General features: G+C 65.3%; 18 protein-coding genes and 2 pseudogenes. 10 read left to right on the forward strand and 10 right to left on the reverse strand.

All coding sequences use genetic code 11. The features are described 5' to 3' along the window. Positions 1 to 297: 297 nt before the first annotated feature. Positions 298 to 534, forward strand: a complete 237-nt coding sequence (locus ACFO60_RS27870; RefSeq protein WP_380845555.1) for a hypothetical protein — start codon at positions 298 to 300, stop codon at positions 532 to 534. Between the two features lie 22 nt (positions 535 to 556). Further along, positions 557 to 1,489, forward strand: a pseudogene (locus ACFO60_RS27875) (IS3 family transposase); the annotation flags it as partial. 413 nt (positions 1,490 to 1,902) lie between these two features. On the opposite strand, the gene ACFO60_RS27880 reads toward ACFO60_RS27875, so the two are convergent. Next, positions 1,903 to 4,746, reverse strand: coding sequence for a Z1 domain-containing protein (locus ACFO60_RS27880; RefSeq protein ID WP_380845558.1), 2,844 nt, complete (start codon positions 4,744 to 4,746; stop codon positions 1,903 to 1,905). A 301-nt stretch (positions 4,747 to 5,047) separates the two neighbouring features. Here ACFO60_RS27880 and ACFO60_RS27885 point away from each other — a divergent pair, with 301 nt between their 5' ends. Beyond that, entirely contained in the window at positions 5,048 to 5,338 is a 291-nt protein-coding gene (locus ACFO60_RS27885; RefSeq protein WP_380845875.1) for a transposase, read from the forward strand. After that, the gene (locus ACFO60_RS27890) at positions 5,335 to 5,964 is read left to right on the forward strand and encodes an IS3 family transposase (protein WP_380845561.1); all 630 of its coding nucleotides are present in this window, start codon (positions 5,335 to 5,337) and stop codon (positions 5,962 to 5,964) included. Before ACFO60_RS27885 ends, ACFO60_RS27890 begins: the two co-directional genes overlap by 4 nt. On the opposite strand, the gene ACFO60_RS27895 is transcribed toward ACFO60_RS27890, so the two are convergent. Beyond that, positions 5,936 to 7,312, reverse strand: coding sequence for an IS30 family transposase (locus ACFO60_RS27895; protein WP_380845564.1), 1,377 nt, complete (start codon positions 7,310 to 7,312; stop codon positions 5,936 to 5,938). The two genes, ACFO60_RS27890 and ACFO60_RS27895, sit on opposite strands and share 29 nt — an antisense overlap. A 96-nt stretch (positions 7,313 to 7,408) precedes the next feature. Between ACFO60_RS27895 and ACFO60_RS27900 the strand changes: the two genes are divergently transcribed. Then, positions 7,409 to 7,612, forward strand: a complete 204-nt coding sequence (locus ACFO60_RS27900; RefSeq protein ID WP_465269890.1) for a hypothetical protein — start codon at positions 7,409 to 7,411, stop codon at positions 7,610 to 7,612. Positions 7,613 to 7,673: 61 nt separating this feature from the next. After that, positions 7,674 to 8,895: pseudogene (locus ACFO60_RS27905) on the forward strand (IS256 family transposase). A gap of 153 nt (positions 8,896 to 9,048) precedes the next feature. Here the strand turns inward: ACFO60_RS27905 and ACFO60_RS27910 are convergent. From ACFO60_RS27910 to ACFO60_RS27925, 4 genes are all read right to left on the reverse strand, one after another. Continuing rightward, positions 9,049 to 9,240, reverse strand: coding sequence for a hypothetical protein (locus ACFO60_RS27910; protein WP_380845567.1), 192 nt, complete (start codon positions 9,238 to 9,240; stop codon positions 9,049 to 9,051). A 211-nt stretch (positions 9,241 to 9,451) separates the two neighbouring features. Next, the gene (locus ACFO60_RS27915) at positions 9,452 to 10,954 is read right to left on the reverse strand and encodes an ATP-binding protein (RefSeq protein WP_380845570.1); all 1,503 of its coding nucleotides are present in this window, start codon (positions 10,952 to 10,954) and stop codon (positions 9,452 to 9,454) included. A 399-nt stretch (positions 10,955 to 11,353) separates the two neighbouring features. Then, positions 11,354 to 12,547 carry a hypothetical protein gene (locus ACFO60_RS27920; RefSeq protein WP_380845573.1) on the reverse strand — a complete coding sequence of 398 codons (1,194 nt, stop codon included), beginning with the start codon at positions 12,545 to 12,547 and terminating at the stop codon, positions 11,354 to 11,356. Then, positions 12,544 to 13,104 (reverse strand): DUF4365 domain-containing protein, encoded by a 561-nt coding sequence (locus tag ACFO60_RS27925; RefSeq protein WP_380845576.1) that lies wholly within the window; start codon positions 13,102 to 13,104, stop codon positions 12,544 to 12,546. Before ACFO60_RS27925 ends, ACFO60_RS27920 begins: the two co-directional genes overlap by 4 nt. 797 nt (positions 13,105 to 13,901) lie before the next feature. Here ACFO60_RS27925 and ACFO60_RS27930 point away from each other — a divergent pair. Then, positions 13,902 to 14,144 (forward strand): DUF7662 domain-containing protein, encoded by a 243-nt coding sequence (locus ACFO60_RS27930; protein ID WP_380845579.1) that lies wholly within the window; start codon positions 13,902 to 13,904, stop codon positions 14,142 to 14,144. A 1,229-nt stretch (positions 14,145 to 15,373) separates the two neighbouring features. Here ACFO60_RS27930 and ACFO60_RS27935 read toward each other — a convergent pair. Then, entirely contained in the window at positions 15,374 to 18,397 is a 3,024-nt protein-coding gene (locus ACFO60_RS27935) for an AfsR/SARP family transcriptional regulator (RefSeq protein WP_380845582.1), read from the reverse strand. Positions 18,398 to 18,980: 583 nt separating this feature from the next. On the opposite strand from ACFO60_RS27935, the gene ACFO60_RS27940 reads away from it, so the two are divergent. Further along, a complete protein-coding gene (locus ACFO60_RS27940) occupies positions 18,981 to 19,535 on the forward strand; it encodes a hypothetical protein (RefSeq protein ID WP_380845585.1) in 555 nt (184 codons plus the stop codon). 225 nt (positions 19,536 to 19,760) lie between these two features. Then, positions 19,761 to 20,519 (forward strand): ricin-type beta-trefoil lectin domain protein, encoded by a 759-nt coding sequence (locus ACFO60_RS27945; protein WP_380845588.1) that lies wholly within the window; start codon positions 19,761 to 19,763, stop codon positions 20,517 to 20,519. 222 nt (positions 20,520 to 20,741) lie between these two features. On the opposite strand, the gene ACFO60_RS27950 is transcribed toward ACFO60_RS27945, so the two are convergent. Both ACFO60_RS27950 and ACFO60_RS27955 read right to left on the reverse strand, forming a co-directional pair. Then, positions 20,742 to 21,377, reverse strand: a complete 636-nt coding sequence (locus ACFO60_RS27950) for a VOC family protein (protein ID WP_380845591.1) — start codon at positions 21,375 to 21,377, stop codon at positions 20,742 to 20,744. A 179-nt stretch (positions 21,378 to 21,556) separates the two neighbouring features. After that, entirely contained in the window at positions 21,557 to 21,913 is a 357-nt protein-coding gene (locus ACFO60_RS27955; RefSeq protein ID WP_380845594.1) for a VOC family protein, read from the reverse strand. Between the two features lie 183 nt (positions 21,914 to 22,096). Between ACFO60_RS27955 and ACFO60_RS27960 the strand changes: the two genes are divergently transcribed. Next, positions 22,097 to 24,895, forward strand: coding sequence for an ATP-binding protein (locus ACFO60_RS27960; RefSeq protein ID WP_380845596.1), 2,799 nt, complete (start codon positions 22,097 to 22,099; stop codon positions 24,893 to 24,895). A gap of 256 nt (positions 24,896 to 25,151) precedes the next feature. On the opposite strand, the gene ACFO60_RS27965 is transcribed toward ACFO60_RS27960, so the two are convergent. Then, positions 25,152 to 25,289: a hypothetical protein gene (locus ACFO60_RS27965; RefSeq protein ID WP_380845599.1), complete on the reverse strand. Its 138-nt coding sequence runs from the start codon at positions 25,287 to 25,289 to the stop codon at positions 25,152 to 25,154. Between the last annotated feature and the right edge of the window lie 192 nt (positions 25,290 to 25,481).

Here is a 25,481-nt window from a genome sequence, read left to right on the forward strand (position 1 = left end):
AAGCTCAAGCAGTGGCGAGCCATCGCCACCCGCTTCGACAAACTCGCCAGCCGCTACCTAGCCGGCGCCACCATCGGCTGCCTGATGCTCTGGCTCCGCCACCGCGAATTGTCAGACACGCCCTAGCTCACACCGTGGCAATCGCGGACTCCGGTGCATCCGCCATGTCCGGGACGAGCACCAACAAACTTCTCCGCCGTCGCATCTTGGGTATCGGGTGGCCGGGAGTGAGGTGACACCTTGCTTCGAAGATCTTGAACCGACTACAGATGGCGCAAGGCCCGGGACGCGGGAGCGTTGAACGCCCTGGCCGCTAGGCCGTCCGGTCCCAAGCCGCGCAAGAGCGAGACCGACAAGGAGAACGAGCGCTTGCGTGAGCGCGCCGCGAAGCTGGAACGGGAACTGGCCAGGGCCAAGGCCGCGCTGGACATCACGGAAAGAGCGCACGGAGACCGACGTGCCGCGCAAGAAGTGATCGATGAGGCGCTCGCCCGGCTGGAGCCGGTGGTGGGCATCACGCAGCCTGCGCGCTGATGGCTATGTCGCGGGCCACGGTGAGCTCAAGGCCCAGATCCGGGAGCTCGAGCTGGAGCGCGACATCCTGTGCCGGGGAGATGAACTGGTGAGCCGTTTCCAGTTCGTCTCCGACCATCGGGACACCTTAGGGGTGAAACGGCTGTGCCTGGTGCTAGCGGTGTCGCGATCCGACTTCTATCGGTGGCTCCCGGCTTCTATCGGTGGCTCAAGGCGGCGCTGGCCATAGCGGAGCGCGCCGCAGCCGATGCCGCGCTGGCCGGATCAAGCGGATCCACGGCGAGTTCGACGGTACCTACGACAGCCCTCGCGTCACCGTCGAGCTGCGCGCCAATGGGCGGCGGATCAACCGCAAGCGGGTGACGCGGGTGATGCGTGTCTTCGGCATCGCCGGGGTGCGGTTGCGCAGGCAGGTACGCACCAGCGTGCCTGGCCGTCGCACCAGAAGGTGCCTGACCTGCTCCAGCGTGACTTCACCGCGCCTGCCCCGGCTGGCGCTACATCGGCGACATCACCTACCCGCCGCTGGCCGACGGTGGTTTCCTCTACCTGGCGACCGTGTTGGACTTGTACTCACGCCGGTTGGCGGCTTGTTCGACCGCTGATCACATGCGCACTGAACTGGTCGCCGACGCGCTACGAGCCGCCCAAGCCACCTGCGGCGGCCGGGGCGATCTTTCACTTCGATCACGGGGAGCAATACAGCTCCGCCGAGTTCGCCATCCTGTGCCGGCAACTGGGGGTGCGCCAGTCGATGGGTGCGGTCGGCAGCAGCTCCGACAATGTCGCGGCCGAGGCGTTCAACGCCACCAACCCTCAACGCGAGATCCTGCAGGGCGCCCGGCACTGACCCACCGCTCACGCCGCCCGCCTGGCCATCTTCCGATGGATCAACACCCGAAGGAGACACTCCGCGCTCGGCTACCTCAGCCCTACCGAGTACGAGCAGCGCACCACGGAAGGAAACGCCGGTCGCTTATCCGGCAGGGCAGACAGGCAGCCGCGACCGACCTGGTACGGCTCGCGATCACTACGGTGGCGCCGGATAGCCAGGTCCGCTGCGCTCAACGACGCCACCGAGGCGTCAACCCCATTTTTCAAGATCGCATATATCCATCGGCGCCGATTTCCGCGCCCCAGCCGAAGGCCGCCTAAAGATCGTCACCCGGATCGCCGACTTCCATTACCCTCGGCCGCCGACACAGTACCGCTCCTTTACGAGACGCAAATGATGAATGCTCGAATGGCAGCCAGGACCAGGCTTCAGAGACCATCGCCGCATAACCGAGTCTCCACGGCTCAGGGGCTTGTCACACTCAAGTCGATAGTCCTATTCGCCGGAGCCCGTGGGTACTGTGGCGGTACTTGCTAACTCACGTCAACAATCGCTTGAGCTGGCCGACTTCTGTCTCGGGTCACAAAGGTGACGAGCTTGCCATCTGCTGGAACCGCCGATGGAGGCAGCATGAGGCGGAATGCCATCACAACCTTCCCTGGATCAATCGGCTCCCCTGTCTTCGGAAGGACCGCGTCTCGGGGCACCATCGGATAAAGCAACAGCCCTCCCAGCTTTGATTCAGGCTGCCTAACGATATACTCAACCGCTTCGCGATCCTCTACTGTGGTCTTGACCTCTAGATGATCGTTTGCTACGCCACGAATATGCAAGCTAAAGGGGCCAAGGCCCGCGATGCTTGCGACTCTGGCAAGGTTCTTAAGCTGCGGGACAACCACAAGCCACCCCTCAAGCTGTTGAGCGCCGAGAGACCGCAGCCAGGCAAGATCAGCCCTGAAACACTCCTCGTTGTCCCACACCAGACGGCCCAACGCGTCTAGCACCTCACCATGCGTAACATTGCAGCTCCACGCCTTAAACGACCGACCCGCATGACTGAGGACCTTTAACGGCTCCGCCGTGGCCGACGTAAGAATAGGAAGGAACGCATCCGTGTTGGCGGTCAAACTCTTCCTGTCATTGATGCTGGGATAGCCCGTCGGCTCCTTGTTCGGGGTTCGCCGTTCGGCAAGGACCGCATTATAGCGCTTGTTGGCCGCAGTAGGCTTCATTTTTTCAAGGTGAGACGCAACAAGAGGTGGAACCTGCGCGGGTGTCACCTGAGGCTTTCCGTTTACAAATGCCGCATACTGGCGCAACTCATCACGAAAGTACTCTTCGTCCCGACAAATCGCCTCGAAACCTTCGTATAGTTCTGATGTGATGTAGAGGCGAACGAGGTCACGGTAACCAGCCCTGTAACCGAACCATCGTCCCATCTGCATAAGCGTGTCCGCCTGCTTAGTCATTCGACGGTAGTAGGAAACGGTCAGCCCCTCAACCGTGAAGCCACGAGCGAGTTTGTTCCCACCGAGCAATATACGCCACACTGACTGCTGTTCGAAATCGATGTCCTCGCCTTCGATCTTGTCGGAATTCACAACGAGAACTGGGTTCCCAGTCTGACCAATACGAGCGATGGAGTGAGCAACATGGGGTGCCAATGTCGCGTAGTCGACAGGGAATGGAAGGCCTTCCGCACGAGCCCATGAAACGGGAAGAATATTGGTCTCGAAGAGTCGGCGAAGACGTTCACTGGCGGATCCTGAAAAGTATCCAGCACCGTGCCACATCCTGCGTACGCGTTCAGCCTGTTCTGCGTGGGCTGATGTCTTCATCGCGTGATGGACGAGCATGGTGTGGTGGCGATAAGGTCCCGCACCATGGGCTTCGCGGTAGAGCTTAACCGCTCCGGTAAGAACAAAGGTATCCATAGCCTCTAGCAGCTTGGAATCGTCCTCTTGATCGTCCGGCTTGAGCAGGTGAACATGAGCCTTTTGATTCGAGTTGGCGACAGTCCGCTCCTCTTCTGGCACGTCCGAATCGATGTCATGGAAGCTCTTCGCTCCCATGTACTCCAGCGCGCGAGGGAGTGAGATCAAAAAATCCTTAGGGAATATATCTTCAGCATCACTTGGATCGACGAAAACGTTGGCAAAAGGCGTTGCCGTATAACCCACGTATTGAGCACGCGGGAGCATTCCCAGCAATTGTGCGATCAGTTGGTTGATCGCCGAGCGTTCCTTTCTGCCGGCCTTCCAGTTCTTAGGGTTACTCGTGTTGACTGATGCCTGGTCAGACTCGTCATCCACGATAAGGACGGGTACATCCTCCATTCTCGCCGCGCTCTTCTTTAGGTCGCGGACCAGTTTCGTGAGGACTGAGCCATTCTTTTTAACGACAGCTACTCTAGCGTCGCTACTAAACAAGTTAACTGGATCGTAGACCGGCCTAGTTTCGTCCTTCCGAGGAAAGTCGAGTGCGGTTATTCCCTGCTGGAGACTTTTGTAGTCGCCACGCTGTGTCGTCAGACGATGGATGTTGGGACGTCCCGCCTCCCGCGGTCGAGAGCCGTGGCGAACGAACTTACCTGAAATCCAATCGGCCTCTCCCTGATAGTCAACCCCATCGAGCGCTTCAGCGTCATCCGGATCGATACCTCCGAGGATATTCTCCACTCCGACCAGTTCCATGTCGAGGCGTCGCTGAGTTTGCGCGCGTAGAAGATCAGTTGTTCCTGTGAGAACAATAACTAGCCGGTAGCCGACATCGATAGCCTTTGCTAGCACTCCTGTGAAATTTGCGGTCTTACCACTCTGTACATAGCCAATCACTAACCCTTTGGCCTGGTACACTTCCCGCTGCGTTGGATCGGCAAGACGCTCGACAACTCGGTCGCTGGCGATATCGAGCGATGAGATTGCTTCGGGCGTCCAACCTTTTACCTTAAGATAATCGGCGTAGTGCTTCCAGTAATAGGCATGCTTGTTGCGAATCTCGCTGGTATACCACGGGGTCCACTCGGGCGCGATTACGGTCGGAAGATCGATGCCAGCGATGGGGAAGAGTTCATCGAAAAGCGCAGCAGTCTCCTCATTAAGCTTCAGACGCCCAATGATGACGTTACGGCGAGCCACAGTATTGGCAGGGCTTCCCTCTGCCCAAGCCGGGCCAACGGCGTTGTCCCATGTTGCAGTCCGAGTGCGAAGTTCCATACGAAGTGGATCGTTTGGCCCAGCGTCGCGAAGATAGGCGTGAAGCGTCCCGTCGCTGGCCGATAGTCCGGTATCCGCAGCGAGAAACTGCGCGGCTGAGTGCAGATCGCGTGGCCCGCTACGGTGCATCGAGTCTAGTGCGGCAAGGTAAGCGTCAGCCAATAGAGATCCCAAGACATGCCTCCGCGCGCAGGGTTGCGAAGAAGAATTCGTAGGTAGAGGATCCACCAGTGGCACGGAAAAGGTCAAGCCGGTCGCGGATCTCAGGCATCTCGGGATGGTATCGGAAGAGACAAGGAGGCACATCTCCGACGGCGAAGACCTTGACTCGTGGACCCCGCTGCGCGAGCACGACTGTGCCGATTTCAGCGGGTTTCATGCAATTGTAGGATGATGTTGCCCCGGTCTTGTGGACACCTGATCGCTTGGGACGATGTGTCCCGAGAGGAGTTCACAAGTGCCGATGTCACGTCCGCCGTACCCACCGGAGTTCCGGCGGCAGATGGTGGAGCTGGTCCGCGCCGGCCGGACGCCGGAGGAGTTGGCCAAGGAGTTCGAGCCGACCGCGCAGTCGATCCGTAACTGGGTGGTCCAGGCCGACCTCGATGAGGGCCGCCGCGACGATGGCCTGACCAGCGCCGAGAAGCAGGAGCTGGTCCGGCTGCGGCGGGAGGTCCGTCAGCTGCGGGAAGAGCGGGAGATCCTGAGAAAGGCCGCGGTTTTCTTCGCCCGGGAGACGGATCGGCCGAGATGAAGTACCGGCTGATCGACGCGGAGAAGACACGCTACGGCGTCTCCCTTTTGGCCCGGGTGCTGGGTGTGTCGCGCCAGGGCTACTACGCCTGGAAGAACCGTGGCCCCTCTCACCGGGCCCGGCAGGATGAAGCCCTGACCGAGACGATCACCAAGATCCACGCTGGATCCCGGGGAACATACGGATCCCCGCGTGTGCATGCCGAGCTGCGCCAGGAGTTCGGGGTGATTATCGGGCGCAAGCGGGTGGCCCGGCTGATGCGCGCCACCCGGCTTGAAGGGGTGCATCGGCGCCGCCGGCGTGGGCTGACCCGCCGCGACCCCACGGCGAGTTTGGCTGAGGATCTGGTGAGGCGGGACTTCACCGCTGCGGCACCGAACCGGATGTGGACGGCCGACATCACCTACGTGCCGACCGACCAGGGGTGGCTGTATCTGGCGGTGGTGCTGGATGTGTTCTCCCGGCGGATCGTCGGGTGGGCGATGGCCGACCACATGCGCACCGAGTTGGTCATCGACGCCCTGGAAATGGCGATCTGGAACCGCCGGCCCGCACCCGGCCTCATTCACCACAGCAATCAGGGAAGTCAACTTGGGTTCAAGGAGTCGTCGCAACACTGCTGTTGAGCAGCGAGTTTAGATGATCGTCGAGGGCTTCTGCCGGTGTCTTCCATCCGAGGGTCTTGCGGGGCCTGGTGTTGAGTGTGAGCGCGACGGCCGCCAGCTGTTCGGCGTCCCATCGTGACAGGTCGGTGCCCTTGGGGAAGTACTGGCGCAGCAGGCCGTTGGTGTTTTCGTTGGTGCCACGCTGCCAGGGACTGTGGGGGTCGGCGAAGTAGACCTGCACGCCGGTGTCGATGCGTAGTTGCACATGCTGGGCCAACTCCTTGCCGCGATCCCAGGTCAGCGAGCGGCGGAGCTGCCCGGGCAACGTGGTGATCGTCTTGGCGATCGCGTCCCGCACGGCTTCGGCGCCGCGGCCGGCCAATGCTGGGCCATTCTTCAATCGTTCCGCAACGCCGTAGCCCTCCATCGGGGGCAGGTGCAGCAACACGGTGAACCGTGTCGTGCGCTCCACCAGAGTTCCGATCGCGGAGCGGTTGGTGCCGATGATGAGGTCGCCTTCCCAATGGCCTGGGACGGCGCGGTCCTCTGCCTCAGCAGGCCGCTGACTGATCACCACGTCCGGGGTGACATGGCCGCCGGCCTTACGCCGGCTGCGGGCGCGGGGGACACGCAGCGCACGACCGGTGCGCAGGCAGGCGACCAGCTCGCGTTTGAGCGCTCCGCGGCCTTGGATGAACAGGGCCTGGTAGATCGCCTCGTGCGAGATGCGCATGGACTCATCATCGGGGAAGTCCACCTTGAGCCGGTTGGATATCTGCTCAGGACTCCACGACAGCGCCCACCGGCGGTCTTGACGCCGGGGCTTGTTCCGGCCCTTCCAGGCTGAGGTCCGCGGACCGGCTACCGGTCTACCGGCCGGCCCCTGGAGCCGGCCGGCCAGCCGGGCCTGCACGTACTCCCGTAGCTGGGCATTGGCCACCAGTTTCGGCGTCTTGGGGCGCCGCGCCATCAGCTCGGCCTTCCACTGCGCGATCGATGCCCGGTAATCCAGGCGGCCACCTCGCGTGGCGGCGTTGCGCCGCAGTTCCCGCGAGATGGTCGAGGGCGACCGGCCCAGGCATCGCGCGATCTCGCGAACCCCTCTGTGCTGAGCCTTGAGCAGGGCGATCTCCTCCCGCTCGGTGAACGACAGGTACCTGCCTGATGGCGGACTGAGTTCGATCAACGGCATGCCGCCACCCTCGCGGAACCACCGAGACCCGACCGGCCCCGACACGCCGCAGGCCAGGGCGGCATCCTCGCTGGTCAGGCCCTCTGCGATCTTCCTCCAGAACGCTCGCTCCACGTCCCGATGGATCGGAGGCCGTCCCGGTGACCGCATCGCCGGCCGCCCGGTGCGCGTTGTCATCCACCCCGCTGGTCTGCCCATGCAACACCTCCGGATCAAGGTATTGCGACGACCGGTTGAATCCGCCCAATATACGTCGCTGTCGTTCAGCCAGCGGTGCAGGTCAGCAGGCATCCGCACGTCGACCGGCACGGTCGCGGAGCCCAGGCCAAGGCCGCCTGCTTCGACTTCATCGAAGGGTTCTACAACCCCCGCCGCCGTCACTCGACGCTGGGCATGCTCAGCCCCGCCGAGTACGAACGGGTTGCGTCCACGGAGGTGGTGTACGAGTTTCCGCTGGTAGTCAGCGTGGCGTCGTGAAATGAGGACGGCCATCGCGTGATCCTTCGTGATTGCGAGATCAAGATCGAAGGAGAAAGCGATGGCCGTGAACGACAGTGTGGACCCCGAGTCCTGGCTGGCGAAGCAGATCCAGACGCAAGATCCGGATCTGTTGCGATCCATGGTGAAGACCATGGCCGAAGCGTTGATGTCGGCTGAGGCCGACAGCCGCCGCGGTGCCGGCTACGGCGAACGCAGCGAGGAACGCACCAACTCCCGTAACGGGTACCGCAGCCGGGACTGGGACACCCGGGCCGGGACCATCCAGCTGGCCATCCCCAAACTACGGCAGGGCTCCTACTTCCCCGACTGGCTGCTGGAACGCCGCCGCCGGGCCGAGCAGGCATTGATCAGCGTGGTGGCGACCTCCTACCTGCTGGGCGTCTCCACCCGGCGGGTGGACAAGCTGGTCGAGCAACTCGGTATCACCGGGATCTCCAAAAGCCAGGTCTCGGCGATGGCCAAGACCCTGGACGCCCAGGTGGAGGCGTTCCGCACCCGCACCCTGGACGCCGGCCCCCACACCTTCCTGTGGCTGGACGCCCTGACCCAGAAGGTCCGTGAGGGCGGTCGGATCATCAACGTGCACGTCCTGGTCGCCACCGCCGTCAACACCAATGGGCAACGGGAGATCCTCGGGCTGGAGGTCACCTCGCGCGAAGACGGCGCCGGCTGGCTGGCCTTCCTGCGCGGCCTGGTCGCCCGCGGCCTGTCCGACGCCCACGCCGGGCTGGTGGACGCCATCGGCGCCTGCCTGCCGGGCGCGTCCTGGCAGCGCTGCCGCACCCACTACCTGCGCAACCTGCTCACCTGCGTCCCCAAATCCGCCCAGCCCTGGGTCGCCACCCTGGTGCGCACCATCTTCGACCAAGACACCCCCGAAGCCGTGGCCGCACAACACCAGTGGGTCATCGACGCGCTGGCCGGCAAATACCCCGCCGCCGCCGATCACCTGGAGGCCTCCCAACCCGACCTGCTGGCCTTCGCCGCCTTCCCCCGGGAAATCTGGAAGCAGATCTGGTCCAACAATCCCCAAGAACGGCTGAACAAGGAGATCCGCCGCCGCACCGATGTCGTCGGCATCTTCCCCGACCGACCCGCGATCATCCGCCTGGTGGGCGCCGTGCTGTCAGAACAGACCGACGAGTGGAGCGAGCGCCGCCGCTACATGGGCGTAGAGGTCCTGGGCCAAAGCACGCCTCAAACTGATCGACAACGACACACCGATCACAAACCAGCTCCCCGAGACCCTCACCGCTTAACCTGCAGAAACGGATTACGCGAAGGCTGACTCATACACCACTTCGCTGGACGTGACCTCGGCTTAATCCCGGAGGAGCCTCGGCGGCATACACCGCATGCAGGATCGTCATCCCGTCTTGGCCGACACCCAGCGTCTAGGCGGCCAGCTCTTCTTAGCTGCGGGGCAGCCGGTCATAGCGGATCGGACGCCCATACCTGTTCGCCCACTCCCGCGTGATCAGCCCGGCCAGCCACTCCCCATCGGCGGCGGCCAGCTCCTCCAGCGCGGCCCGCAGCGTCTCACCGACCAGCACCAGGTTCAGCCGGCGGACCGCGGCCAGCACATGGGTGGAATCGCTTCGCACCCGCCCACGCCGGTTGACCAGCCCGGCCAGCCTTGAGCAGGTCCAATACCTTACGTCGGAACTCGGGGGGATAGCTCCTGGGCATGCTGACCTCTCTTGAGAGTGCAGGCATGCAGGTCAACCAAAGTAACTTCACGAAAGCCGGGGAACATCACTCCATCAATCCCGGCGCGGTTCACTCTGCGACTGGCGACATCACGGTAATATGGGCTCACTGCCCACTTCGTGCCGCAGCGGTCAGGATCTCCTGCCAAAGCTGAATATTGTCCTTATCACCTGGCCCCGTGCGCTCGCCATGAAATAGGTTCTCCATCAGTAGGTAGAGCAGCGCTTTTAGTAGCGGAGCATCGTTGACGCTTCGCCGTTCACCTACGGAATTTGGCCGGTACGCCTGATTAAGCCAGAGCGTCCGGGCTTGCTTATCGACCTCAAACATTGAGTCATCGTCGAAGCGACGCCACTTGATGTTGAGAGGCTCTTCCCGCTCTAGGATGGGGACTTCACCTTCGATCGCACCGCGAAGCATAGGAGTGAAACCCTTACCGGGCGGGAACATCGGAGTCCGTTTACGGTTTCGCTGTCGCGATTCTCGATATGCCTGCTCGGCGTCCGTGAAGTATTGTGTGAAATCGCTGGCATCCTCGGCCCTGGCTTGCTCGACCAAAGCACCGAACTCAGGTCCGACCAAAACTCGCGACTTCTCGGGGTTCATGCGGAATAGTCCGACGATGTCGTCGTTAATATCGATAGCGACCCGAGCTAGCTGAAGCGTCTTGTCAGGCGTGTGGACGCCATCCCAACCTCCCCCCGCCTGCAGCAGCCGATCGTTCCTGTAGAAGTACAGGCCCTGGCGCTCCGCAGGGTCACCGCTTAATGTGAATTGCGGCAGCTTGGATCGTCCGGGCCAGAGATGGCACACAAAACTGATCTTAACCCCAGTCGAGCTCACAGCAACCAGCTCTTTGGGGTAGGCGCTGTTACTTGACCTGAGGTAGCCGAAAGGATTCAGCGCTTCGACATCGAACCGCGGACCCGGCACGTTGATGTCGACATCCTCCACGTCCATGGATACGTGGACCCGGCCCGCTTCTAGAATGCGATGGAAGACCAAGCCAAGGTGATTGCGGGTTTCACTTACTGTCTGGCTGATGAACTTCTCGACACGTATCGGATCATCAGTCAAGGGGAAGCCAGTGATGTTATCCCATCGAATCACGGTTCCCGTACCCGCGTCCGGGATGCCCCATCCCCTGTCGAACTCATCCGCACAGAAGTCAGTCGGCACAATATCGCAATGGAATCCTCTGCGATCGCCGTCGAGTTCCCATCGGCGGCCCACGGCCATAGCTGCACTTGTCTTAGAAATCACAGTTAGGCTGCGTGCCTGACTGAACGAGGCAGCCTTCATGCCAATACCGAATCGGCCAAGATCGTTAGCTCCGTACACGCGTCGACCTCCCACCGTCATTGCTGTGTCGATCGCAGAGGTGCCCATTCCGTGGCCGTTGTCCACTACGTACAGGCCATGCAATCGACCAGTTCGCCGAATGAAGCGAATTAAGACATGCGAAGCGTTTGCGTCAATCGAGTTGTCCACGATGTCGGCAAGCGCGGTGGCTAGGGAGTGGTTTCGCCCGAGGCCGTCGAGCGCCCGCGGATCCGGAGGCAGCTCGATGGAACCGCTCGTCGGCACCTGCTCAGGCCACGTCGACATACTGCAATCCCCCTGTACACCCGCGCGGAGTCCTGTAGTGAGAAGGGCTCATAAGACGACCAAACCTGGAACGATTCTTACGCAATAGGACGCGTCCGGGTGGCGTCTAATCGTAAGACCATCAGACGTGACACATGCTGTGGTGCTGGAATTGGACGCTTCGATACGCGATTGTACGCCCGCCTCCATGCACCGCCTCCTGGACGAGACCCGTGCCATTCCCACTCGAACGGCTTGCCCCAAGGGTAGCGCGTACTTGCAAGCTACTGGTCGCGAGCTGAGCCATTATCCTGACCCGCTCTGCAGAGGAGTGTACCAATCTCCCTCGCTTTGCAACTTTCGGCCAGCTATGTGCCTGACTCCGTCAGCTCAACAGCTGAAGATCTTCTAGGAAACAGATCAGTCGGGCATAAGATCAGTATCAACCGATCCAAACATTTCATTGAAGGCACCTGCCTCAACCGGGCCGAGTTCTGTCGGATCGTACAGCCAGTAGTTATTACCCTCCTTCTCCAAAGTGCCCGTAATCCGCAAGAGATCACCTTCTTTATGAGCAGAAATTGCGTGTTCATAATCTGCCCTGGAAAGTCGAACTCGTACTCGAGATACAGCGACACCGTAGATGACGTTGAGGATGATGGTCCCATGCTGTCCAAGTCTGGGACGGCTGAGATTGGTGACCGTTCCCACAATCACGACCGTACGGCGCGGCTCGGTTGTCGCGAGTCGGGAACTAGCCCTCTCTAAAGCAGGTAGATCATCTGGAATGAAGTCCATTTTCCAGGTACTGCCAGACAATGCCGGTGGCCGACCAACCGGAGACCAGATCACCGATACTCGTGCACCGTCAGAATCCTTGACGAGAGCAGACAGAGCACGTGTTAGCTCGCAGGAAATTCCATGGACTATCCCTGCGTCGAATCCCGAAAGTGATCCAGTACTCGTAAAATGATCCACACTCTCTCTTGTAGCGATTAGGGACGAAGTCAATCGCTCCATTACGTCTCTGCCGGTCGTTGTCCCACTAAGGCTTGATTCGATCTCTCTACTAGCCCCTTCAGTTTCTCGAATCTGCCCGACTGGCGTATAGGCCGTGACTACGTAGCTCCCGACCTGAGTCTGCCCCATTAGCACTTTTTCAAGATATTCGCGGGCAAACTTCCACTCCCTTTGACCGTGGTAGGCCGAAGGGTGTCGAGCAGCCTTAGCTGCCGCAACGAGTATCTGCTTCGCGGAAGCAATCATGGCTTCTCCATGGAGCCATGGAATCAAACCGCGAACTACGTGTGGTTCTTTTTGCCACTGAACCTCATCGCCGGGAGCGCGGAGTCTAGAGACCACCCTCTGCGCACCGGCAAGTCGTGATCGCTCAAGAGACGACAGCGCCTCTTCGAGAAGGTCGATATAGTCGTCACGCGTGCGATCAAGAGGAACGAGGACCGACAATAGCTCGTCGTCTTCCCGTACCGCCCATCGCTCGTAGATGTGGGACCGCCCGCCCTGCTTGTCCCAGCCTGCCACGGCGAGAAGACTGATCAAGTCTGCGGAGTCAAGCGATACCAGGCTGCTTTCAGGGTCTTCGGCTTGAGTCACGGTGTCCCTCCAGCCCCAACGCGGATCATGATCTCACACAGGGCAACGTCGTCAAAGATCTGCTCTGCGGGGATTCGAATAGTGGTGCGATCCTTCCCGCTCAACTGAACTCCAGCCAGGTTCACCCAGTAACAGCAACGACGCAGTTCAGTCAAGGCGTGATCCGCCTTGACCCACTCTGCCATGTCTGCGGGGGTAAGCATCGCGACCAGCAATCTAGGGATCGAGGGGTTCTGGTAGTTGAGCTTCCTCAAGTGTCGGTTGCTCAGCGTCAACGCGAAGTCCTCTCCATCGGGCGGAAGCGGGTACTGGGTGGTGGCCTTCAGCTGAACCTTGATTGTGGCCTCCTTCTCCTCGGAGAGGTGCAAGGAGGCACCATGTGTCACATCCCAGTCAATTCCGCGATAATCCTGGTGGTGAGGCTGAAGAGAGCATCCGGCCGCAGCTGCGACCGCATGGAGATAGCCGATCTGCAGCGTCTGCATACATTCCGTCTTGGGGATGTCCCCTCGCACCACGAGCGAGCCATCGTCGGCTGCGTTGCGTTCAAGGGTCATACGTGCGGCTCCCAAGATGGCGTAAGAACGGCCAATCTAACCCGCACGAGCACCGACACGCCACTAATGCCAGCCTTGTGGCATTAGTGGCGATGCGAACGATTCGGTCGAACACAACGCAAGAAGCCCATACCGGGACATAAGGGTACCGTAGGTCTCTACATGGCCGCTCGCCCGACCAGCACCATCTTCGGCCTGGCCCCGTTGCGGACATTGCCCAACCCGGCACCAACCGGATCACGCTTCTCATAACCGATCTGCTCGGTCATCTTCTCAAGCGCGCTCTCAAGCATGATTTCGTCAAGTACTTCAGCAGCCCTCAGGCCCAGTCAGCGACAAACCCTTTCTGTTGGCCAGCCGCACCAACTCTGCCGCAGCCTCCGCCGCCAGCTCCAGCTACTTCTTCCATGCGGTCCCATCGACAAGTGTCGTGGTTCACGACACCTTCCCCACTGGGCGCCACGCTCAGTAGACCGGAAACACCCTTTGATCTACAGTCCACGAACCTGTAGGTCTAAGAGCTTCTGATGTCCCGAGACATCACAGGACGCACCGGGTCTGTCCAGCCAATGCGTCAGAGGGGTTCCCAGAGTAACCGCCCGCGCTCTCCTAATGCGGAACTACTGTACTGACGCCTTGCTGAATTGTGCTCATAAATGATCAAGCGGCGGCGCTGCGCGCCGCCTCGCGGTCCGGCGCTCGCTCGCCGGCCGGGCATGCGGCCTGGGGGCCGGTCCCGGCCGGCGGCGGCTTGGACCGCTCGTGACACGCGCCGGATTGCCAATCACACTGACGGCATGGTCGCCCGAGAACAATACGAACGGCTAGCCCGCCATCTCCAAGAAGACGGGCGCGGGCAGATCGACATGACCTTCATCCAGATCGCGCAGATCGTCGGAGACGATCTACCACCCAGCGCCTTGAAGCATCCAGCCTGGTGGGCGAGCGATCCGAAGCACACGCAGGCCGTGTGGCTTGACGTCGGTTATGTAGCGAGGCCGAACCTTAGGACAAGATTGGTGAGCTTCGTGCAGGCCTGAACGATGCCGTCCCCGGTGTGAGCAAACCGACTCAGAGATCGCTGCGGATGGAAGCGGACCTCCATATCGGCTTCGGTGGAACTCTGCACGTGTCTGCCAGCGGCAAGGCTAAGCCATCCAGCGTCTGTTCACCCCACAGACGAGGGCGACGGTTCGAGAGGGGTAAGCGCCCGCGCTTACCGAGCGCCACCCGATGTATGGGTGCTTAAGTCGGAAGATTTTTTTAAAAGAGGGCGTGGCGGTCTTCGCGCTGCGAACCGCCAAGACACCAGCCGATGCACCAGCGGCTGCGGCGAGGAGGGCCTGCCAGACCGGATGAGTAACGGATCCTGTCGCAACAGATGCCGCACCCACAACGCCCGCGAGGGCACCATCCACCCACGAGCGCCGAGCCGGAGGCCTGCGACGAATCAATATCATCTCCCTGCAACACCAAGAACTCTCATGCTACGCAGCCGATCCAGCGCCTGACGGATACTTCCGAAATCTCTACCCCGCGCCGATGCACCACTCACGATCGCCATGCGGTGGTTGTGCGCCGTGCGGGGTTGGGGGCGATCGACGGGCCGAGCCTCGTTCCTCAGCCCGGCCCACCGGGTGACGGGGCTGGGCGCCGTTGCGGGATATGCGCGGGATGGTCCTGCCCGCCAGCCGGTTGCCGAAGGGTTGCGGTGCAGGTCGGGAGGGGGATGAGGGTTGTGGTTGGCATTCCACTTCTAATCCGACGGTTCTCGGCGCGCCGGAGTCTTCGACCGGTTGTCGATTATCGTCGTTCGACATTCACGTCGAGTGTCGGCCGAGTAGGACAACCAATGCAACGAGCACCGCCCGCACCGATCCCAGGGACAGGTTTGCTCCTCGTTAAGGCCGGCACGACGCGGTCGGGGCCGATACGAGGTTGTCCGTCGCGATGGGTTCGGCGTGCTGATCCAAGTATGCGCAGGCCGCGTAGGGCGGCCGAGATTCTGGCACCCGCGGCCTGTGGTCGCGCTTGAGGCTGCGGGTTCAGTGGGCCGGGTCGAAGAAGGCGGCGAGAGCCCCGCAGACGGGGGCGGGAGACGGGCTGCGGCGGTGCGCGAGACGATGACGTCGACGGCACCGCACTGGCACCGCACTTGCGTCGCGCCCCGGGCGCGCCGGTTGCGCGATCGAACTCTTCGACGTTCTGTCCTATCGGCTCACACCAGCTTTCTCCCATCGGCTCACACATGTGTCTGTCTCCGATCGGCTCACACAGGTTGCTGTCCTTCAGAGTCGGTGTTCTGCTCCCTTCGTAGCCGGGCTGCTTCGGGGAGCTCCATGTCGTCCATGAGCTGCAGAGCTTCCGCCCACTCCTTTGCCGGTAGGCCCTGGTCGGCTCGGAGTCGGGCCAGGCCGGCCAGGGCGCGGGCCTGTTGGAATCGGTCGCCGATGGTCAGCGTGAGCTCCAGCGCCTCCTGGTGCCGGGCACCTGCTTCCTCCGGATGTCCGAGCGCGCGCTGTACCTCGCCCAGCCCGTTGAGGGCGCTGGCCTCGAACGTGTGGCTGCTGGACGCGCGGAACAACTCCAGGGCGCGTCGATGGTGGTCGAGTGCGCGCTCGTGTTCCCCCCAGGCCAGGTAGATCTCGCCGAGACAGTCGAGCGTCTCCGCCTCCATGTCACGGTCCTCGGTCTCGCGTAGCGCGGTGAGCACCTTCTGGTAGAGGTCGTAGGCCGTCTGGAGGTCGCCGTTGGCGGCGTGCACGCGGCCGATGTTGACCATGGAGGTCAGCTCGGAGTAGACGTAGGAGATCCCCCTGGCGAGCTCGAGAGAGGCCTCCAGGTGTTCCAGGGCTTCGCTGTACTCGCCGAGCCTGAACAGGGCGTTGCCGAGGTCACCGCGAGAGACCGCCACGCCCGCCCGGTCTCCGATCTCGGTGGTGATCTCCAACGCCCTCTCGTGCAGAGGGACGGCCAACCGGTAGGCGCCGGTGCGCCAGTGGATCTCGCCGATGTGGTTGAGAACGTTGGCCTGGCCGGACCGGTGGCCGCTGCGCTCGAACAGGGCGGCCGCGCGCTCCAAATCCGCCAGCGCGGCTGCGTACTGGCCCTGGAGCACCTGGACCAACGCGATGTTGCCCAGCGCGCCGCCCTGACTGCGTGGATCATCCAGGGTTTCCCAGAGCTCCACAGCGCGGCGGAAGCTCTCGTACGCCTCGTCCAGTTCCCCGTTGCGGATCAGCGCCACGCCGAGCGCGGTGAGTGCCGATGCTTCTCCCATCAGGTCGCTCGCGGCGCGCGCGGCACCGATCGCACTGCGGTAGAAGCGCCTAGCCTCCTCCTGCTGCCCGGCCATATCGAGGTGCCGCACCAGCATCCGGCCGAGGTCCCTGCCGAGCGCGGGTGAACGGGTGAGCGCCATGGCGGCGGCTGCCACGAGGTTGGAGCGCTCGGCCTCCATCCACGCCTGCGCCTGCGCCGGGTCGGGGAACGGTTCGGCGTCGGGCCGGATGACGACCTCTCCGGGCAGGGTGAGACCGATGGCGGCGGACAGGCGATCGAGGTAGTGGTCGAGCAGCCGCGCCACGGCCTTGTCCTGTTCGCCGCCGCACTCGACGGAGTAGGCGCGCAGGAGATCGTGCATGCGCCAGCGGCCGGGCCGGTACGGCTCGATCAGCCGCGCCTCGGCGAGCGCTCCGAGCAGGTCGGCGGCCTCGCCGGTCGAGCAGCCTGCCAGTGCCGCCGCGGCGCCGGGCTCGATGTCGGGACCCGGGTGCGCGCCCAGTCGCCGGAACATCGAGGCCACCGGCTCTGGCAGCGTGCGGTAGGACCAGGAGAACACGGCCCGCACGCTGCTGAGCGGATCGCCGGCGACCTCGAGCAGGTCCAGCCTGTTGCTGGCCGTTCGGAGCTCGGCCACCAGTTCGGGCAGGGGGCGGTCGCCACGCGCCGCCTTCTCGCCCGCGACGCACAGCGCCACCGGCAGGTGGGCGCACAGCCGCGCCAGCTCTCGTAACGACGCGGCGTCCCCGTACGGGACGAAGGTGCGCAGCAGTGACTCGGCCTCGGCCGGGGTGAGCGTACCGATGATGATGCGTTGTGCGCGCTCGCGGACGACCAGGCCATGGAGCGGCACGCGGCTGGTGATCACCGTGGCGCAGCCGTCCGCCGTCGGGAGCAGCGGCCTCACCTGCTGCTCGGAGCGGGCGTTGTCGAGGATGACGAGAATCCTGCGCTGGTCGAGCAAGGCGCGGAACAGCGCCGAGCGGGCCTCGAGCCCGCCGGGGATGCGGGCCGGGGCGGTGCCGAGTGCGGCGAGGAAGTCGCCGAGCACGCGGGCCGGGTCCGCGGGGCCGGTCGGTGCATGGCCAGCGAGGTCGGCGTAGAGGCTGCCGTCGGGAAAGCGCTCGCGCACCCGGTGCGCCCAGCGTACGGCGAGCGCCGACTTGCCGACGCCCGCCATGCCCTCGATCGCGGAGATCACCAGCGGCGCCCGGCTGCCCAGCACCCGGTTCATCGCCGCCAACTCCGTGGCGCGCCCGACGAATCCCGGCACGTCGTAGGGCAGGCCGGCCGGAACGGGCGCGGCCTCCTGCCGGTCCAGCGCGCTGTCACCTTCGAGTATGCGCTGGTGGAGCAGACGCAACCGCGGTCCTGGCTCTATACCGAGCTCGTCGGACAGACGCCGGCGGAAGGTCCGGTAGCAGTCCAGGGCCTGCGGCGTGTTCCCGGCGCGGAACAGCGCGGTCATCAGCACCGCCACGACTCGCTCCTCACGTGGATGCTCGGCGAGCACGCCGTTCAGCCTGTCCACGGCGGCGGTGTGACGGCCATGGGCCGTCTCCTCCTCGGCGAGCCGGACCTGCGCCGACAGGTAAAGCGCGATCAGATCGGCACGAACCTGATCCGCCCACTCGCCTCCGATGCCGGGTAGCGGCTTGCCCCGCCATGCCTCCAGCGCCGCGGCCGGGTCCGTCGCCTGTAAGCGCTTGAAGCGCAGCGCGTCGACGAGGACGGGTTCGACGTCGATGAGGTAGCCGCCGCCGCGGCGCAGGACCCGGACCCCGCAGGGTGCGAGGACCTTGCGCAACCGGGTGACGTAGCCGTAGAGCACGTTGAGCGCCGAGTCGGGCGGGTCGCCGCCCCACACGCGGGACACCAGTTCGGCGGTCATCACCGGCTCACGCGCGTCGATCAGCAGCGCGGCGAGAACGCAGCGCTGACGGCTGTGCCCGGTGTCGACCTCGCGGCCACCGTCCTCCAGTCCGACCCAGCCGAGCAGCCTGAACTCCACGCGTTCTCCCATTCAAGGATTGCTCAAGGTTTTTCGCCCGCCTCTCACTCATCGTCGTATCACCTCGCTCCGTAAGGGGGACCATGGAAATGACGAAGATGGTGGCAGCAGCCGTCGTATCGAGCGTGCTTCCACCTGCCGTACCTGCGGAGGCACAGGCGCAGGTACAGGGGCAGGGGCGGGCGCAGGTACAGGTAAAGGCCTACTCGAGCCCGGCCAGCCGGCTCTGGCTCGGGACCGGGCGCAGCTCTATCACCGGCCGCCGCGTCGACGGCTACCCGATGGACAGCTCCGGACGGGCGTGCCGTTCCGGTCTACGTTCTCCGTCGACATGGGGCGGGCGCCGGTCTCGCTACTCGTCTCGGTCCGGTCGACGTCTCGGTCCAGTCGAGGGTCCGGTCGACGGTCCGGTCGACGTCTCGGGCCGCTGCGTGTCCCCGCGCGACGATGTCGTCCTGCGCCCTGTCGGCGGCTGACGCATGATGCGCCGATCGACCCGCTTGGACCCGTTCTGGCATGCGGCCTTTCCGGAGTCCCGGCCGTACCACTTACCCACTGCTCGATGGCAGACAAGGAGATCACCATGAAAGCACACCGACTTCTCGCCGCCGCAGTAGCCCTCGCGCTGCCCTTGGCGGCCGGGTTCGCCACGGTGCCGGCGAGCGCGACCGTCCGCGCCCCCTTCGACCACTGCGACGGCGGCGACTCCCCCGACCGCGTCCTGCGCGCCACTCTCGACGGGGAGGACGCGCGGGGGGTGAGCGTTGGCACGCTCGTGCCAGGCGACGTCTTCTCCGCGCGCACCGACGACTTCTCGATCCTGCGCATCAACTGGTGGGGCACCACGAAGGACCCGGACGGCGACGAGGGCCAGATCGCCGGGCCCGGTTGGCCGGCGCCGACGCTGGCACCGTACACGCTGATGGTGAAGGCGTTCTCACAGGTCACAAAGCGGCCGATCCGGCTCGACGACGGCGAGCTCAGCACGACCGCGTGGCGGCCTGTCGGATCCAACAGCCCTTGCTACATCTACCGGGGTTCGTCGAGGGGTCGTCTCCGATTCCAGGTCAACGACCCGAAGCGGGACGACAACGGTGGCCAGGAGAACATCACGGTCCTCGTCTTCCACCGCCCCTGATCCAGGCTCGCTCGGCTTTCCGGGACCTCCAGCGGCGTGGCGTCAATGGTTTTCGGGATGCCCATGCCTATGCCCCGCTTCCCGCCGTACCGGGATTCCCTTACGTCCGGGTGCCACTCGGAAAGCCGGGGGGCACCCGATGCGTCTACCACCTGTATTCCGACGACACCTGCGTCTATTACGAAAGGGGGAGCGATGTGGAAAGGCCGTCTTCTGCTAGTTGTAGTGGCCGTTGCCGCTCTGCTCTCGGTGACCGTGCCCATCTCTCCTGCTCATGCGGCGACGATCTCGCCCAAGGCGATCTACAGCGTGCGCGGCGGCCGATGCCTGGATGTGAGCGCCTACGCCAACGGGACGCCCGTCATCCTGTGGGACTGTCACGGCCGGGACAGCCAGCAATTTCGTCGCGCGAGCGACGGCACGATCAGGTCCATCGCCGGCAACCGGTGCCTCGACGTCAGCAGCTACGCCGCAGGTACGCCGGCCATCTTGTGGGATTGCCACGGCCGGGCCAGCCAACGCTGGGAGTGGTGGGATGGCGTGCTCCGCAGCACCGCCGGTGCCCGCTGTCTCGATGTGCGTAGCTACGCCGCGGGAACGCAACTGATTCTCGTGGACTGCCTGGGGCAGCCCAGCCAGCAGTTCAGTTGGAACTTCCGTCATGTCGCCGGAGACAAGTGCTGGGACGTGTCCTCCTACGCGGATTACACGCCGGTCATCCTGTGGGATTGCGCCGGCCAGCCGAGCCAGCGCTTCCGCTGGGACCTTGGCGGCGCCATCCGCAATGTCGCCAGTGGAAAGTGTCTCGGAGACGACGGTCACCTCTTCCTCATCTCATGCAACTTCGCATCCGAATTTCACTATTTCAGCGGCGAGACCGTCAGCTCAAGCGGAGCGTGCGTGGACGTGAGCAGCTACGCCAACGGAACACCCGTCATATCGGTCCCCTGCACCGGGGGGCCGAGCCAGCGCGTCAACTGGTAGCCGGCCGACCTCCTCTTCCGCGATATCAGAAGCGCCCGACCGCGGCGCGCCCTCACCGACGAAGCCACTCACGAGGCTCGCATCGTCACGGCGAGGGCGCGCTCCGTCGTGCGAACACGGCAGGCATGTACACGCGATCTTTTATCCCGTACATACGAATACTCGGGGTGGTTGGGCGGGAACCGCTGGCTGCTACGCCTGGGAGCGACGAATAGTGGGTGGTCACTGAACGATCTGGGTCCCTACGCCCGATCGTGCGTGCCAGGTGAAGCCGTCGGGGTCGGTGAAGGGGCCGACGGCGCCGGCGAGCACGATGCCGTGGGATCCCGTGCCCTCCTGGGGGACGCCGGTGTCCTTGGCGAGGGCGCGGCGCGGGTAGAGGGCCAGGGTGACGGCCGACGTCGGGGTGTCGAACTCCACGTACTTGCCGCCGAAGCTCTTGGCCACGGCCAGGCCGCGCTCGACGTAGAACCGCTTGCTCGCCTTGACGTCCGCCACGCCGAGCAGGAGCGCGACCTGGTCGATGTGCCGGGTCACGGGGCCGGTGTCCTTCTTCGCCGAGGACGCGATCTTGCAGATCGTCCCGTCCGGGGCGCGTACGACGCCGCCGTAGCCCCAGAAGCTCTTCGTGGCCGGCTTCAGCGTCGTGGCGCCGGCGTCGAGGGCAGCGGCGATGAGGGCGTCGACGTTACCCGGCCGGGAGGTCACGAGGGACAGCGCGAACCCGCGGAACCCCGTCGTCGGCGCGTCGGAGGCGGCGCGTACGTCCACGTAGGGGCCCAGGCCGACGGCCTGGCAGAAGGCGTCCGCGGCCGTGGGGTCGGAGACTTCCAGGGTGACGGATTCGAAGGAGGTCATGGCAGGTCCTTTGCGTGAGATGGATCGATCGTGCGGATGACGGCCACAGAAAGCGCGGCGGTCGGTCCCGCGGCCGGCAGCCACAGGAAGGCGGGAAAGTCGGTCCTGCGGCCGGCGGCCACAGGAAGCGGCACCGTCGCTCGTGCGGCCGGCGGCCACGGAAAGGCGGCAGGCCGTACTTACCGGTCCTGCAGAAGGCCGAGGATGTTGCCGTCGAGGTCGGCGACGGTAGCCACCAGCCGGCCGCCGCCGACGTCGTGCGCGGCCTCCTTCACGGTGGCCCCGGCGGCGGTCAGCTCGGCCAGCTTCGCCTCGATGTCCGGTACGTGCCAGTAGGCCACCGGCGAGGTCATGCCCTGCGGTCCGCCGCCCGGCACCAGTCCGATGTGCCGGCCCCCGGCCTCGAAGCCGACGTAGTAGGGCGAGTCGGTCTGCGGCGGGATGCCGAGCAGAGCCGCGTACACGGCCTTGGCCTTGGCCAGGTCGGACACAGGGTGCAGCACGGTCTTGATCTCCGGGGTGGAAGCGCCGGTCATGGTCAACTCCTGTGGTCGTGAGTCGCGTTGTTCGCGTGGTCACAGCCTTTCTCGCGGCCCGGCCGGCCCACATCCGTGGCGTCCACGGAACGCACACGGAAGGCACACGGAAAGGCACCACGGATCGACGCCACTGATCGACGCCACGGATAGGACGAGGAGGGAATGCGGCAAACTGGGGCGGTGGTGGCAGAAGTGGAGATCTCGCCTCGGGAAGCCGAGGTGCTGGAGCTCGTCGGGGCCCATCTCAGCAACGCCGAGATCGCGGCCCGGCTCTGCATCTCGGTGCGCACCGTGGAGAGTCACGTCTCCTCGCTGCTGCGCAAGCTGGAGGCGCCCGATCGGCGGGCGCTCGCCCGGCGCGCGCCCGAGCCGGTGGGCGCCGGGCCGGTGGGCGCCGGGCCGTCGCGTCCGGCTCCGGTCCTGCCCGCCCCGCTGACCTCGTTCATCGGACGTGTGAGCGAACGGGCCGAGCTGATCGCGCTGATCACGGCGTGCCGCCAGGTCACCGCCGTCGGTCCCGGCGGAGTGGGCAAGACCCGGCTCGCGTCGGCGGTGGCCGCCGAGGCGGCCGGTGCGTACTCCGACGGGGTGTGGTTCGTCGATCTGGTCCCGGTCGCCGATGCGGGCATGATCGCGACCGCGGTCGCCGGGGCTCTCGGCCTCGGCGAGCAGCCCGGCCGCGACATGACCGGGTCCGTGGTGGCCGCGCTGGCCGACCGCCATGCGCTGCTGGTCCTGGACAACTGCGAGCAGGTGGTGGACGGCGTTGCGCTGTTCCTCGAGCGGCTGCTGGCGGCATGCCCCCGGGTGACGGTGCTGGCGACCAGCCGGGCCCGGCTGATGGTGCCGTTCGAACGGGTGTATCCGGTCCCGCCGCTGTCGCTGCCGGCCGATGGCGAGTCGGACGCGGTCGCGTTGTTCATGGAACGGGCGGCGGCGGTCGGGCGGCCGCCGGATCCCGCGCTGCGCGGCCAGATCGCCGCGATCTGCGAGCGGCTGGACGGGATGGCGCTGGCGATCGAGCTGGCCGCCGCCCGCTGTCCCACGCTCGGGCTGGACGGCATCACCGCCGCCCTGTCCCACCCGCTTCGGATGCTCACCGGCGGCTCCCGTGCCGATGAGCGGCACCGTTCGGTACGAGCGGCGCTGGACTGGAGTCATGCCCTGCTGGAGCCGGCCGACCGGGCGCTGCTGCGCCGGGTGTCGGTCTTCGTGGCGCCGTTCTCCGCCGCCGCGGCCGCGGAGGCGGCCGGGGGCCGGGACGGCATCGTCGCCGACGGACTGGCCCGGCTCGCCGAGCAGAGCCTGCTGGTGGTGACCGCGTCGCCGGGCGGGACCGAGTACCGGGCGCTGGAGACCATCCGCCAGTACGGTATCGAGCAGCTCGCGCAGGCGGGCGAACTGGCCGACGCCCGATTCGGGCATCTTCGCTGGTGCCTGGCCAAGGCCGTCGGCCTGGCCGTGACAGGGCAGGACTGGCGGGCCCGGTTCGACCTGGTGGCCGACGACCTCCGCGCGGCCCTGGCGTGGGCGGCCGACCGGCCGGAGCGGCGCGCGGACGCCTATGAGCTCGCCCGGCGCCTGGCGGAGCTGACCTTCACCCGCAACCTGACCGGTGAGTCCCAGCGGCGCTACGAGCAGGCGGCCGCGCTCGCGACCGACCCCGTCGCCGGCGCGGCGATGCTTCGGCAGGCCGCGGCGGTGGCCGGCTGCCGGACGATCGGCGATGACATGTACCGGTTGCGCCGCGCCGCCGCCGACGCCGCCCGCGCGACCGGTGACGGCGCCGGCGCCGCCGCCGACCTGGCGAGCGCCGCCACCATCGCGTTCCGGTTCTCGACCATGTTCGTCCGGCTTCCCTCCCACGAGGAGGCGCTCGCGCTGCTCAGCGAGGCGCGCGAGCCGGCCGGCGACGATCCGGCCGCGCGGGCGGCGGTGGCACTTGCCGAGGCGGCGGTGCTCGCCGACGCGTTCGGCGCCGCCCAGGGGCCGCCCGGCAACGCCGTGCCCGAGACGATCGCGCGCGCCGAGCACGCGGTCGAGCTCGCTCGCCGGACCGGCGACCCGCTCGCCGAGTCGGCCGCACTCGACGCGCTCACCGGCGCGCAGAGCTGGGCCGGCGACACCTTCGCCACCGCTGCCACGGCCCGGCGCCGCATCACGCTCCTGTCGTCTCTGCCGATCTCTCCGGCCGGCACCCACGAGCTGATCGACGCGCTCGCCATCGCCAGCGAGGCCGCCCTCGGCGCGGGCGACGTGCCGGCCGCGCGCCGATGGGCACGCCAACTGGCCGGCCACCCGTCGCTTGCGGAGGTCGGTCACCGCGCCACGTGCCGGCTGCTGATGGTCGACGCGCTGGCGGGCGACATCGAGGAGGTGCTCACCGGCAGCGTCCGGTTCCTCGACGCGTGGCGGCGGGCCGGCAGCCCCTCCCGGACGCTCCTGCGCCCGGCGGTGGCCGCCGTCGCGATGATCCACGGCCTGCGCGACGATGGGGACGCGCGGCGCGAATGGCTGGAGGTCCTGGAGGAGCTCGACACCCCGCCCGAGCACACCTACGGCTACGGGGCGGTCTTCGACGCGATACTCCTGCTGCACCGCGGGCAGGCGCCGGAGGCGCTGGAGCGGACGGCCCCCGAGCCCAGGCAGGTGTGGAAGTGGGTCACCTGGATCTGGCACCACTGGTACGTCGCGCTGCGCACCGAGGCCGCCGTGCTCGCCGGGAGTCCCGACGCGCGCGACCGCCTGGCCGAGGCCCGGACCGTCGTGGCCGGCAACCCGGTCGCCGATGCCCTGGTGGAGCGGGCCCAGGCGCTGCTCGACGATGACCGGGAACGGCTGCTCGCCACCGTGGACGCGTTCGACACCGCCGGCTGCCGCTACCAGTCCGCGCGAACGCTGGTGCTCGCCGGCGGCGACCACGCCACCCGCGGCGCGGCCGCCCTGTCCGCCCTCGGCCTCTCCCCCATGGTGCTGTGACGCCTCGGCCGCTACCCGACCTCAGGTTTCCGATCAGGCGGCCTCATGAGGCCGGGCGCCAAGCCGGCTGAGAGGGAGGCGGTGGCGAAGACCTTCTGTGCGGGGCCGATGGCCGGCGGTCTCCGGACGCGCGATCACGGCGGCCATCTCGGTCAAGACCTACATCCGAGTCGAGACCTTCAGGAAACGACCGCGGCTCTGTCGTGGTGTGAGCGAGCGGAACACGGCACAGCCCCGCGGAACCGATGGAAGGGCTTCAGAGCTTGACGAGCTTGGCGTAGGGAGCGTTGATGCGATACGTCTTCGCCCCGAAGTTGACGACTACGGCGACATCGTCATCGACGCCGACGACCCGGCCGAGGCCGTGTCTGTCGTGGCTCACGAGGTCTTGCACGACGAAACACTCAAGAGGAGGCGCAGGGGCCACGGGAACGTTGAAGGGACTTCCAGGCAGGACTCGCCGGACCGCGGCTGGGTTGCGTCTCATTTGTGTCAGTATGCGGCCTGCGGTGGCATGAATCGAGCTAAGCGCTCCATCCGAGACCGTACTGCCGGCACCGACACGCGAACCACGGCCTCTTCGGTC

The organism is Sphaerisporangium dianthi (assembly GCF_042654065.1).
GTDB lineage: Bacteria > Actinomycetota > Actinomycetes > Streptosporangiales > Streptosporangiaceae > Sphaerisporangium > Sphaerisporangium dianthi.